We start from the raw sequence: 12,232 nt of genomic DNA, 5'->3' as shown, positions 1-12,232 counted from the left end.
ACAGGCTGTATTCGCTACACTGTGGCCAGCATGTCTCTCACCGATGAAAACCGCTCCGTCCTGGTCATGCTCGTCGACCTCATCAACTCCGGGCGCAACGACCAGGAGCTGCTGGCCGATGCCGGAGCCATCGAGGAGTTCGCGCGTCGGCACGACTTCTCGGCCCCGATCGCGGCGACGAGCTCCGACGTCGACCTGACCCACGCGGTGCGGGAGGACTTCGAGACCGTCTTCGACTCCGATGCGATCGAGGATGTGGTCGCGGCGGTGAACTCGACACTGCTGCGCTGCAACGCACTCCCCCAGCTCGTGCGCCATGACGGCTGGGACTGGCACCTGCACGGCACCGCCCAGACCGCGCCGCTGCCGGACCGCTTCGCCATCGACATCGCGTTTGCGCTCATCGACCTCATCCGCGAGCACGAGCTCTCCCGCCTGCAGGTATGCGCGGCCAAGGACTGCAACGCCGTCTTCGTCGACTTCTCACGCAACCGATCGAAGCGCTTCTGCGACACGGGCAACTGCGCCAACCGCACCCACGTGGCCGCTTACCGCAAGCGACAGGAGGAGCAACCGGCCTGAGCTGTGCGCCGACAGCGCGAAAAGCAGGGCACGTTCCTCCCTCAGGCAGCTCGGCTTTGGTCGTAGGCTAAAGAATATGATCGCGATCGGTATCTTCATCGGCATACTCTTCGTCATGGCGGTCGGTGCGGCAATGGCGCTGGCACTGAGCGCGTGGTGGTGGATCCTCGTCTTAGCCGCAGCCATCCTGCTGCTCGTGGCCGTCTACGACGTGGTGCAGCACCGATACGCGGTGCTGCGCAACTTCCCGGTCATCGGCCACGGCCGGTACATGATGGAGACCATCCGCCCGATGGTCCAGCAGTACTTCGTCGAGCGCAACTATGACGGCAAGCCGTTCGACCGCGATGTCCGCGACCTCATCTATGAGCGTGCCAACGGCACGCATTCGGTCAAGTCCTTCGGCACCGAGCTCGAGGTGCGTGCACCGGGCTACGAGTATCTCATCCATGCTGCACAGCCCGGCCCGATCCCGGAGGGCGAGCACCGGGTGCGCATCGGCGGCCCGCAGTGCACCCAGCCGTACGACTCCTCGCTGTTCAACATCTCTTCGATGAGCTTCGGCTCCCTGTCGAAGAACGCCGTGATGGCGATGAGTCAGGGAGCAGCCCGCGGCGGGTTCGCCCAGGAGACCGGAGAGGGCGGGCTGACGAAGTACCACCTCGAAAGCGGCGCCGATCTGATCTGGGAATTCGGGTCCGGCTACTTCGGCTGCCGTGATTCCGAGGGCAACTTCAATCCCGAGCAGTTCGAGGAGAAAGCCCGCCACCCGCATGTCAAGGCGATCTCGATCAAGCTCTCCCAAGGCGCGAAACCCGGTCTGGGCGGCGTGCTGCCGGCAGAGAAGATCACCCCGGAGATCGCTGAGGCCCGCGGCGTCCCGCTCGATGAGGACTGCATCTCCCCGCCTGCCCATTCGGCATTCCAGACCCCTCGCGAGCTCATGGAATTCATTTCCCAGCTGCGCGAACTCTCCGGGGGCAAACCGATCGGTTTCAAACTGTGCGTCGGTATGCGCCGTGACGTGCTCGGCATGTGCAAGGCGATGCTCGAGACCGGCATTCTGCCCGATTTCATCGTCATCGACGGCGCCGAGGGCGGCACCGGCGCCGCGCCCTTGGAATACGAAGACCACATGGGCACCCCGCTGACCGAGGGCCTGCACGTTGTGCACAACGCCCTCGTGGGCGTCGGACTGCGCAAGCACATCAAGCTCGGAGTCGCCGGCAAGATCGCCTCGGGCAACGACATCGTCCGCCGGCTCATCCAGGGCGCGGACTTCTGCCTGGCCGCCCGGCCGATGATGATGGCCGTCGGCTGCATCCAAGCACAGCGCTGCCACACCAACCACTGCCCCACCGGTGTGGCCACGCAGGACCCCAAGCTCGCCCGCTCGCTGCATGTGCCCTCGAAGTCGGTGGCGGTGCACAACTACCACAAGGCCACCGTCGATGAGGCCAAGCAGATGCTCTCGACTCTCGGCGTCGCCCGACCGGACCAGCTCTCGCCGAAGATGCTGCGCAAGCGCGTCTCCCATACCGAGGTGATGTCCTACGCGCACGTCTTCAACTGGATGGAGGAAGGCGAGCTGCTCAAAGCTCCGCCGCGCGGGTGGCTGGAGGACTGGAACGAGGCCACTGCTGACTTCTTCGGACCCAGCTGGGTCCATCAGGAGGAAGGCGAGGGCGAGACCGTCCACCCCGATGTCGACACCGATGACAAACCGGTCGGTTGACATGTGATGCACAACACATTTGCATCCAGCTAGAGTCCAGAAAACTTCCAGACTCATGTGCCAGGATGGGGCCATGACTTCAGGACATCTCGAACACGAAGACATTGAGGCCACCCTGTTGGTCGTCGATGATGAGCCCAATATCCGCGAACTCCTCTCCACCAGCCTGCGCTTCGCCGGCTTCGACGTCATCTCCGCTGGCAACGGCGCTGAGGCCCTGCGCCTGGCCGAGCAGAGCGAACCCGACCTGCTCGTCCTCGACGTCATGCTCCCGGACATGGACGGCTTCACCGTCACCCGCCGGCTGCGCCAGACCGGCCGGCACATCCCGGTCGTCTTCCTCACCGCCCGTGACGACACCTCCGACAAGATCACCGGCCTGACCGTCGGTGGCGATGACTACGTCACCAAGCCCTTCAGCCTCGAAGAAGTCGTCGCCCGCATCCGCGCGGTGCTGCGCCGCACCCACAGCCTCGAAGAGGACGAGGGTGCAGTCGTGCAGGTCGGCGACCTCGAACTCGACGACGACACCCATGAAGTGCGCCGCGGCGGGATCCTCGTCGACCTCTCGCCCACCGAGTTCAAACTGTTGCGCTACCTCATGCTCAACGCCAACCGCGTGCTGTCGAAGTCGCAGATCCTCGACCACGTGTGGGAGTACGACTTCGGCGGCGACACCGGCATCGTCGAGTCCTACATCTCCTACCTGCGCCGCAAGATCGACACCGCCCCGGAAACCGATGAAGCCGGCAACCCGGTGCAGGCCGAATGGCGCCCGATGATCCAGACGAAGCGCGGCGTGGGCTACATGCTGCGCACACCCGAGACCAAGTGAGTATCTGACACCTGACCCCCTATCGAGCTGAGAATCGTCACGCCTGTGAATCGTCACCGCAAGAGCAAGCAGACCGTCATCTGGGAAGAATGGTCGCTGACCACCAAGCTGCTGACGATCATGATGACGCTCATGCTGCTCGTGCTCACCGGCACGAGCGCATGGGTGCTCGAGAACCTCCGCGCCAGCCTCATCGAGCGCACCGATGAGCGGCTCATCAGCGCCTCGGATGCCCTGGCGATTCAGGCCGCTGAGCAGGTGTTCCTGCCCGCACCCCTGCAGGGCGGGGATCAGGTGCAGTCGAATCCGCAGGAGGAGTCGCTGCGCAATCTGCTGCCCGGCTCCTATTACGTGCAGTTCTACTCGAACGACGGCAATACCGCCTTCGAGCCAGTCGCTCCGGACCCGACGAATGTGCCGTACCTGCCCGATATCAATCAGTCACTCGTCAGCGAGCGCGCCGGCCACCCCTTCACCGTCGAGGGCACCTCCTCGCATTGGCGGGCGCTCGCGCTCCAAGTCGAAGGAACCCCGTGGCTCGTCGCCGTCGCCGTGCCCTTTGACAAGGACGTCGACGGCATCAGCGAACGAGCCCGCAACACCATGGTCGGCATCGGCCTGCTCGCCCTGGCACTGGTGGCAGGCGTCGGCTACTTCGCGATCACCAACACCTTCCGGCCGCTGAAGAACATCGAGGAGACCGCCTCGCGAATCGCCGCCGGCGACCTCTCTCAGCGTGTGTCGAAGTATCCCCGCAACACTGAGCTCGGCCGACTCTCAGCAGCGCTCAACACCATGCTCGGCCGCATCGAGGACTCCTTCGACGGCCAGACGCGTTCAGAGAAGCGCATCCGCCAGTTCGTGTCGGATGCCTCCCATGAGCTGCGCACCCCGCTTGTGACGATCCGCGGTTATGCCGAGCTCTACCGGCAGGGCGCACTCAAGGACCCTGAGCACATCGGCCAGGCGATGGACCGCATCGAAGCCGAAGCCAAGCGGATGGGCGTGCTCGTCGAAGACCTCGTCGTCCTCGCCCGCCTCGATGAGCGCCGTGAGGCAGAGCTCGGCCCGGTCAACATCTGCGCGATCGTCCGCGACGCCGCCGCCGACGCCGCCGCCCAGGACCCGGATCGCGACATCAGCTTCATCGACCTCGACGGCGGCGACGCTGATGAGAACATCCCGGTCATCTACGGCTCAGAGGCCAAGCTGCGCCAGGTCATCGTCAACCTCGCCGGCAATGCCGTGCGCCACACCCCACCGCAGACGGCGATCGAGTTCGCCGTCGGCGTCGTCGGCGTGCCGGCCGAGCCTCCCGCTCCCGAGGCGGTGGATCCGAAGCCCAAGGCGCCTGGTTTCGTCACCGGCCCGGTGCGGATCTTCAAACGCGACAAGACCGACAGGACCGACCCCAAGACCAGACCGGCCACCGGCAGCGCCGCTGCCTCCGAGACCGGAACCGCCGCCTCGGGCACGGCGCAGACAATCGTCCCCGACGTCTCCGCAGCCGGGGGTGTGAGCGTGAGCGAGAAGCTCGCCGGGTTCCCCGCCGGCCGGGTGCGCTTCGAGGTCCGCGACCACGGCGACGGCATCGACGCGGAGGACGTCCCGCGCATCTTCGAGCGGTTCTACCGCCTCGATGCCTCCCGCAACCGTGACACCGGAGGTTCCGGCCTGGGCTTGTCGATCGTCAAGGCGATCGTCGAATCCCACCAAGGCCGGATCACCGTCCACCCCACTCCCGGCGGCGGCGCGACCTTCCGCGTCGACCTGCCGATCCCACTCGAGACCCCCGCTGCGTCAGAAGCGCAAGGAAAGGACACTGATGAGTCACACGCCTGAGCACCCTGCTGACGGCTATGAGCGCCCCACCGGGCCGGCACAGCCTGGCCGCCACTCCCAGCAGACCCGGCGCACCTTCCCCACCAGCGACGACCCTCTGCGTCCCGCCTCACCAACGGCCTCCTACGGCTCCCAGCCCAGCCAGCTGCCCGGTTCCGGATACGGTTCTGGTCCTGTCTCCGGTCAGGGTTCCGGCGCGGGCACCCCGGCCGGTCGGCCCTTCCCGCCCGCAGCCGAGCCGCGGCCCAGCCAGCCCCCGCGCACGTTCCCGCAGGCCCCGGCGAGCGCACCGCAGGCACATCAGCCCGGCACTCGTCCCGGTACTCATCCCAGCGGGCCGGTCGGTTCGGGGCCCGGCAGTGACGGACCCGGCCACGGTGCTGGAACCGGAGCAGCGGCTGGAGCCGGAACCGGGTTCGGCGCTGGGACCGGCCTCGGTGGTGGGCTGGGTGCGAACGCAGCCAGCGGACCGACAGCGACTGGCAGTGCAACCGGCACCGGCTCGCCGAGCTATGGCTTCGGCGGCGGACAGACACCGCCTCCTGGCGGGCCCATCGACGGAGGCCCGCATTCCGCCCCGGCACGCCGTGAGCGACGCGGTCCCGGCTGGGGTTCGCTGACCCTGTTCACGCTGCTGGCCGTACTGCTCGGTGGCGCGCTGGGTGCCGGCACCATGTACGGCATGCAGGCTTTCGGCGGGCAGGAGCAGGAATCCCAGACCGATCCGCAGAACACCCCGCAGCGCACGCAGGAGACCCCGGACTGGGCAGCGATCGCCGACACCGCCTCGAAGTCGGTCGCTGCGATCCGGGTCGGCGTCAACGGTGAGGTGCGCGGACTGGGCTCGGGCTTCGTGTACGACGGTGCTGGCCACATCGTGACGAACAACCACGTCATCGCCGCAGCCGATACCCCCGGCGGCCAGGTCAACGTCGTCTTCAACAACGGCGACACGGTCGAGGCCGATATCGCCGGACGCGACCCCGAGACCGACATCGCCGTCCTCAAGCTGCGCCAGAGCCCCGAGGGCCTGACTCCGCTGCCGCTCGGCGATGACAGCCAGCTGCGCGTCGGCGACCCGGTCATGGCGCTGGGCAACCCGCTCGGCCTGGCCGACACCGTCACCACCGGCATCGTCTCCGCGCTCAACCGGCCTGTGACCACCGAGAACATCGGTGAGGACGCCGAGGACCCGCAGGGGGCGCTGACAATCACCAACGCCATCCAGACCGATGCAGCGATCAACCCGGGCAACTCTGGTGGCCCGCTCGTCGACGGCAACGGCAAGCTCATCGGCGTCAACTCCTCGGCAGCAACGCTGCGCGATGCCCAGCAGAGCGGCCAGGCCGGTTCGATCGGCATCGGATTCGCCATCCCGGTCGCTCAGGCCAAGAACATCGCCGACCAGCTCATCCAGAACGGCCAGGCCGAGCACGCCGCGCTCGGCGTGGCGGTGCAGGACTCCCAGGTCGATCACAACGGCATCGCCCGCGGTGCTGCGAAGGTCACCGAGGTGCAGGGCGGCTCGGCTGCCGAGCAGGCCGGGATCCAGGCCGATGACGAGATCACCGCGGTCGACGGCACCCAGGTGAACAACGCAGTCGCACTGCAGGCGCTCATCCGCTCCCATGCGGTGGGCCAGACGGTCAAGATCACCCTGGTGCGCGGTGGCCAGGAGCAGGAGATCGACACGACGCTGCTGGCGAAGTGACCGGCAGCCTGCTGTGAACAGCAGCTGACACGATCGCGCGGCCGGGTGTGGACACGAGACGCTGTCCACACCCGGCCGTTGTCGTGTGGTGACCCGTGGTGCTCTCCCGTGGAATGGAGGACAGCAATTCTCACCACAGGAAAGGAGCCGGGGATGGCTGTCATTCAGGTCGATGCCCAGGAGATCGAAGCCACTGTCACGCGCACGCGGGAATCATGCACGGTCCTGCACAATGAGGCGGCCAGCCTCATGAGCCACCTGCGCAGTCTGGAGAACTCATGGCGCGGCGGTGCCGCTGAGAGCTTCCAGCAGCTGGCTGGCGAATGGGAGGTCGTGCAGCGGCAGGTGCAGGAGAGCATCGAGAGCATCCGCGACGCCCTCTCGGCTGCCGGCGTGCAGTACTCGGAGGTGGAGGAGGCCAACCGCAAGCGCTTCTCCCGCTGATGGTGCGCGCCGCCGGTGCGCCGGAAAGCAGCCGGATGAGGCCGGGATGATCCGGCAGATGAATCCGGCTGCAGCGTGCCGGTGGCGCCGCGTCATTCAACTCCACAGAACCCGCCCGGGGCCTGGCATTCAGGCCGATCCGACTCAAGCTTTTTCCAATTTCACGCAGTAGAGTGAGGGGGAACGCAGAACTGAGCTTGAGCTCGAAGGAGACTCCCCGGGATGAGCATTTTCAAACGCATCAAGATGATCTTCGGCGCCAAGGCCAACTCGGCCCTGGACAAGGCCGAGAATCCCAACGAGACGCTGGACTACTCGTACCAGAAGCAGCTCGAGCTGCTGCAGAAGGTGCGCCGCGGCGTCGCCGATGTGGCCACGAGCCGCAAGCGTCTTGAGCTGCAGATCGGTCAGCTGGAGAAGCAGCAGGACAAGCTGCAGTCCCAGGCGCAGAAGGCCCTGGAAGTCGGTCGCGAGGATCTCGCCCGTGAGGCGCTGACGCGCAAGTCAGGCCTGCAGCAGCAGATCGGCGACCTGCAGACCCAGCACCAGAAGCTGCAGGCCGAGGAGCAGAAGCTCACGACGGCCTCGCAGCGCCTGCAGGCCAAGGTCGACTCCTTCCGCACCCGCAAGGAGACCCTCAAGGCCAACTACAACGCCGCAGAAGCCCAGACCAAGATCAGCGAGGCATACTCGGGAATCTCCGAGGAATTCGGCGATGTCGGTCTGGCGATCCAGCGCGCCGAGGACAAGACCGCGCAGCTGCAGGCTCGCGCCGGTGCGATGGACGAGCTGCTGGCCTCCGGTGCGCTCGACGATCCGACCGGTGCCCCGCATGACGACATCGACGCCCAGCTCAACGCACTCTCCAGCGACAGCGATGTCGAGATGGAGCTCGCCCGACTGCGCGACGGTCTGCCCAGCGGCCAGTCGAACCGCCCGGAGATCACCCGCGAGGCCCCCGTCGACGCAGAGACCGCCGACTCGCAGGCCTCGGCTGAGAACCCCCGGCAGGAGGGCTGATCATGATCGTGCGCATCATGGGCGAAGGCCAGTTCGACGTCGCCGACGTCGAACAGGACGCCCTCCAGGCCTATGACGACAAGGTCGAGCAGGCCGTGCAGTCCGGAGATGAGGAGCAGACGAGTGCCGCGCTTCACGACCTGCGCTCCTACATCCTCTCCCACGGCACGCCCGTGGCAGATGACTTCCTCGGCACCTCCGACATCGTCGTCCCGTTCGCTGATGCGAGCATCGACGACATCCGACAGCTGGTCGACGGCTCTGGCCTGATCCCTGACCTGGACTCCCCCGGCCCTCAGGGCTGAGCAGAACCGGCCGTTGGCACAGCAGCAAGGCAGAAGGACTATGAAGAACCGTTTCGTCAAAGACCACGGGCTGACATTCCGGATGAGCACGGCCATGTTCCTCAATGGCCTCATCTTCGTGCTGCTCATGGTGGCGATCTGGTACATCCTGGGCCGCAGCCCAGGCGGAGTCGTCATCGCGGTGATCGTCAGCGCAGGCGCCTTCTTCTTCCAGTGGTACTTCTCCGATTCGATCGCGTTGAAGGCGATGGGCGCCCGGATTGTCACACCCGAACAGGCGCCCGAACTGCATGTCATCGTCGACCGGCTGTGCCAGCTGTCCGACACCGTCAAACCGCGGGTGGCGTACTCCGATTCGCCGGTGCCCAACGCCTTTGCCACCGGCCGGTCGCCGAAGCACTCGGTCGTCTGCGTCACCCGCGGTCTCCTCGACACCCTGGAACCCAAGGAAGTCGAGCTCGTCCTGGCCCACGAGCTCTCCCACGTCGCCCACCGCGACGTCACCGTCATGACGGTTGCCGGTGTCACCGGCGTCGTCGCCTCGCTCATGGTGCGCGCAGGCTTCTACACCGGCGGACGCAGCCGCAACAACAACGGCCTGCCGGTGATGCTGGCGATGATGATCGTCGGTGCTGTTGTCTACGCACTCAGCTTCGTGCTCATCCGCGTGCTCTCCCGCTACCGGGAGCTGGCCGCTGACCGTGCTGCCGCGATCCTCACCGGCCAGCCATCGACACTCGCCTCGGCACTGGTGAAGATCAGCGGCCAGATGACGCAGATCCCCTCGCAGGACCTGCGCAAAACCGCCAGCGCCAACCACCTCGCGCTCGTCCCGGCCATCAACGGCCGCGACGTCCGCCAGTGGTTCTCCACCCACCCGAGCCTGGAGAAGCGCCTGGAGCAGCTGAACAAGATCTCCGGCCAACTCTCCCGCCCGTCATGACCTCACCGCTGGTTCCACACCTCGGCACCGGACTCGTAGACTGAGCGCATGGGATTTCTCGACGCGATTCTGGGCCGCAGCAAGCCGAAGCGAGCCAACCTCGATGACCTGTTCGCGCTGCCGAACGTGTCGCTGACCCTGCAGTCATCCTCGACGTTCACCCCGACTGGCGTCGGCGCCGTGTGCTTCCGCGAGGTCGAAGGCCGCGCCTTCGCCGAGGCCGAGCAGGAGAGCCGCGAGCTCATCGCCAAGGACCCCGACTGCGACGTCGAACAGGTCAACGACGGCTACGGCTTCACCTGGCAGGTCATCACCGACGCCCAGGCGAACATCTCGAACCTGGCGACGAACATGCACGCCATCAACTCAGCGCTGGTCAACCAGGGCTTCGACACGATGCTGCTGTGCACCGCCCTGTACTTCCGTGACGCCGACGGCCGCGCGGCCGCGATCGTCTACCTGTACAAGCGCGGCACCTTCTACCCCTTCGTGCAGGTCGGCCAGCACCGACGCGACAACGCCCTGGAGATCCAGCTCAAGGGCCTGCTCGAAGGCGAGGTTCCCCTCGAAGAGGATCTGACGAAGTGGTCACCGCTGTGGGATGCCCCGGGCATGGACCGGACCGCTGGGCCAGAGCTGACCCGCTGAGACGCACCCGCGTGCAGTTCGTGTCGACTGCTCGATCATCGAGTCGACACGAAACGCACGCCTGAACTCGGCTGAATGTGCATTTCGTGCAGACTCGACGATTCTCGAGTCTGCGCGAAATGTCAGAAAGGGGATGGCAGTGCTGCTGCCGGCCGGTCAGCTGACCGCAGGAGGCTCCAGGGCCTGGGCGACGGTGAACTCGACGCCGGCAGCCGGGACGGAGATGACATCCCCGGTGACGATCTTGGCGCTGCGGCGCGTATCGACTTCGCCGTTGACGAGGACATCGCCGGACGCGATCATGTCCTTGGCCATGACGCCGTGCTCGGCAACGCCGTGGAGCTTGAGCAGCTGACCGAGGCGGATATCGCCGGAGCTGATCTCGACAGTCTCCACGGATCAGAACCCGAAGTCGAAGTCGCCGAAGCCACCGCCATCGCCGAAGCCGCCTCCGTCACCGAAGCCTCCACCGTCGAAGCCTCCGGCGTCACCGCCGTCCATGCCGCCGGGGTCAGCGTTCATGCCGTCGTTGAAGCCGTCAGCGTAGGAGCCGTCCCAGCCGTGGCCGAAGCCGTTGAAGAGCATAGCGCCCATGAGGATGCCGGGAAGCAGGCCGGAGCCGGCGTAGGAGTTGAAGTAGCCGCGGTTGTATTCGGCGTAGCTCGGGCCGGCCTCCCAATAGGCGCGGCGGCCCAGCCCGTCAGCAGTGGCGACCTTGCGCACGGCAGGCTCAGCACCGACGGCGATGCGCTCAGCGTCGGCCGCGCACACCGGCACCGGGCGCAACTGGCCGCCGACGGGAGCCCAGTCGATCTCCTCGACCGAGGGTCCATGCTGCGGGTTGAAGAAGCACGGCGGACGTCGGGTGGGCAGCCGCTCGCCGTTGACGCGGGCACGCACGCACTTGGCGGCGTAGCGGCCGTCTTCAAGCGCTTCGGTCACATGCCGGATGTCTTCGGGCTTCTGCACACGATCCAGGGTTTCCTTGGCGGTGTCGTAGGCGTCGAGGGCGCGCTGGTAGTCCTGGCGGCCGCCCTCGTCGAGGTCGGCGCCGGTGGTGACGATGTCGAGGTCAGCGACCTCTTCGCCGAAGGACGTGACGTCCTCGGCTGCGGACTGGGTGACGAAGCTGAGCTCCTCTGCCTGTTCCTCCCGTTCGCGCAGCTTCTGGCGCCGGGAGCCGAAGAACATGAGTGAACCGACGATGATGAGCAAACCGAGAAAGACGTATCCCATGCCCCGTCCGATCCTTCTTCCATCACGAGTGCAGCTGACTGCCCCATTATCACCGGCGAACCTTAGTGCACTCTGAGGAGCACGCGTGAATACGGCGCGCGGGGTTCAGCTCACAGACCCGCCAGTCCCTTGACGAGCGTGGCGGCACCGCCGGCCAAGGCGATGGTGATCATGCCGACGCGGGCAACCTTGACCGGGATGCGCTCGGCGGTCAGCTCGCCGATGATCTGTCCGGCGGCCAGGGCGGCGAAGACCATGAGCCACTGGCCGAGCCCGAGGTGCGGGATCGCGGTGCGGTCGAAGGCGACCTTGGCGATGATCGACATGACCGAGGCGATGGCCAGCAGCGGCTGCATCGTCGCGGCGAAGCTGCGCTGCTCCCAGCGGGTGAGCACCGCATAGGTGCTGAAGGCCGGGCCGCCGACGCCGGAGGCGGCGTTCATGACCCCGGCGACAAGCCCCGAGGTGGCGATGCCGCCGGTGTTGACCGGCAGCACCTTGCCGACGCGGCCGATGACGATCGAGGTTGCCAGGGCGATGACGACGATGGCACCGATGAGGGCCTGCAGAGGTGCGGTGGGCATCGCCCAGGCCAGCCAGGCCCCGGGGATCGTGCCGATCGCCGAGGTGATGGCGAGGATCTTGAGTGCGCCCCAGTGGACGTCGCGCCAGGTGCGGGCGAAGACGACGGCACAGGAGACGAGCCCGACGATGTTGACGAGCACGACCCCGGAGATCGGGTCGAGAAGGAGGATGAGGAAGGGCCCGGAGACGAGCGCGAAGCCCATCCCTGTCACGCGCTGGGACAGTGCGCCGATGAAGACGGCGAGCAGGATGAAGGTGATGACGGGCATGATGAGCTCAGCTTAGCGCTTCATAAGACCTGCAGCGGGAGGTTCTGCGGCTGCTGAGATTTGGGTGCGGTGCAGGT

13 protein-coding genes are annotated in these 12,232 nt (G+C 66.4%); 10 read left to right on the top strand and 3 right to left on the bottom strand.

The features are described 5' to 3' along the window. Positions 1 to 30: 30 nt before the first annotated feature. From M3C25_RS09765 to pspAB, 10 genes are all read left to right on the top strand, one after another. Positions 31 to 582, top strand: coding sequence for a CGNR zinc finger domain-containing protein (locus tag M3C25_RS09765; RefSeq protein WP_259856194.1), 552 nt, complete (start codon positions 31 to 33; stop codon positions 580 to 582). A gap of 76 nt (positions 583 to 658) precedes the next feature. Next, positions 659 to 2,317, top strand: a complete 1,659-nt coding sequence (locus M3C25_RS09760) for an FMN-binding glutamate synthase family protein (RefSeq protein WP_375545118.1) — start codon at positions 659 to 661, stop codon at positions 2,315 to 2,317. Positions 2,318 to 2,390: 73 nt separating this feature from the next. Next, the gene (locus M3C25_RS09755) at positions 2,391 to 3,152 is read left to right on the top strand and encodes a response regulator transcription factor (RefSeq protein ID WP_165883612.1); all 762 of its coding nucleotides are present in this window, start codon (positions 2,391 to 2,393) and stop codon (positions 3,150 to 3,152) included. A gap of 45 nt (positions 3,153 to 3,197) precedes the next feature. Beyond that, positions 3,198 to 4,994 carry a sensor histidine kinase gene (locus M3C25_RS13110; RefSeq protein WP_375545117.1) on the top strand — a complete coding sequence of 599 codons (1,797 nt, stop codon included), beginning with the start codon at positions 3,198 to 3,200 and terminating at the stop codon, positions 4,992 to 4,994. Beyond that, a complete protein-coding gene (locus tag M3C25_RS09740; protein ID WP_259856192.1) occupies positions 4,978 to 6,705 on the top strand; it encodes a S1C family serine protease in 1,728 nt (575 codons plus the stop codon). The genes M3C25_RS13110 and M3C25_RS09740 overlap by 17 nt, the downstream gene beginning before the upstream one ends. A 153-nt stretch (positions 6,706 to 6,858) precedes the next feature. Beyond that, on the top strand, positions 6,859 to 7,149 hold the full coding sequence (locus tag M3C25_RS09735; RefSeq protein WP_102161950.1) for a WXG100 family type VII secretion target: 291 nt from the start codon (positions 6,859 to 6,861) through the stop codon (positions 7,147 to 7,149). Between the two features lie 222 nt (positions 7,150 to 7,371). Continuing rightward, the gene (locus M3C25_RS09730) at positions 7,372 to 8,169 is read left to right on the top strand and encodes a PspA/IM30 family protein (RefSeq protein WP_259799198.1); all 798 of its coding nucleotides are present in this window, start codon (positions 7,372 to 7,374) and stop codon (positions 8,167 to 8,169) included. A 2-nt stretch (positions 8,170 to 8,171) separates the two neighbouring features. After that, positions 8,172 to 8,474 carry a PspA-associated protein PspAA gene (pspAA, locus tag M3C25_RS09725; protein WP_102161952.1) on the top strand — a complete coding sequence of 101 codons (303 nt, stop codon included), beginning with the start codon at positions 8,172 to 8,174 and terminating at the stop codon, positions 8,472 to 8,474. Positions 8,475 to 8,514: 40 nt separating this feature from the next. Next, complete coding sequence (gene htpX / locus M3C25_RS09720) at positions 8,515 to 9,417, top strand: zinc metalloprotease HtpX (RefSeq protein WP_165883615.1); 903 nt, start codon at positions 8,515 to 8,517, stop codon at positions 9,415 to 9,417. A gap of 48 nt (positions 9,418 to 9,465) precedes the next feature. Next, complete coding sequence (gene pspAB, locus M3C25_RS09715; RefSeq protein WP_102161954.1) at positions 9,466 to 10,065, top strand: PspA-associated protein PspAB; 600 nt, start codon at positions 9,466 to 9,468, stop codon at positions 10,063 to 10,065. 156 nt (positions 10,066 to 10,221) lie between these two features. On the opposite strand, the gene M3C25_RS09710 is transcribed toward pspAB, so the two are convergent. From M3C25_RS09710 to M3C25_RS09700, 3 genes are all read right to left on the bottom strand, one after another. Further along, positions 10,222 to 10,461: an RNA-binding S4 domain-containing protein gene (locus tag M3C25_RS09710; protein WP_102161955.1), complete on the bottom strand. Its 240-nt coding sequence runs from the start codon at positions 10,459 to 10,461 to the stop codon at positions 10,222 to 10,224. 3 nt (positions 10,462 to 10,464) lie between these two features. Then, a complete protein-coding gene (locus M3C25_RS09705) occupies positions 10,465 to 11,301 on the bottom strand; it encodes a hypothetical protein (protein ID WP_259856190.1) in 837 nt (278 codons plus the stop codon). Between the two features lie 110 nt (positions 11,302 to 11,411). Then, positions 11,412 to 12,155 (bottom strand): sulfite exporter TauE/SafE family protein, encoded by a 744-nt coding sequence (locus tag M3C25_RS09700; RefSeq protein WP_259856188.1) that lies wholly within the window; start codon positions 12,153 to 12,155, stop codon positions 11,412 to 11,414. Positions 12,156 to 12,232: the final 77 nt, after the last annotated feature.

Source organism: Brevibacterium luteolum, from assembly GCF_025147615.1.
GTDB classification, from domain to species: Bacteria; Actinomycetota; Actinomycetes; order Actinomycetales; family Brevibacteriaceae; genus Brevibacterium; species Brevibacterium luteolum.
This window is presented reverse-complemented; position numbering and strand designations above follow the sequence as displayed.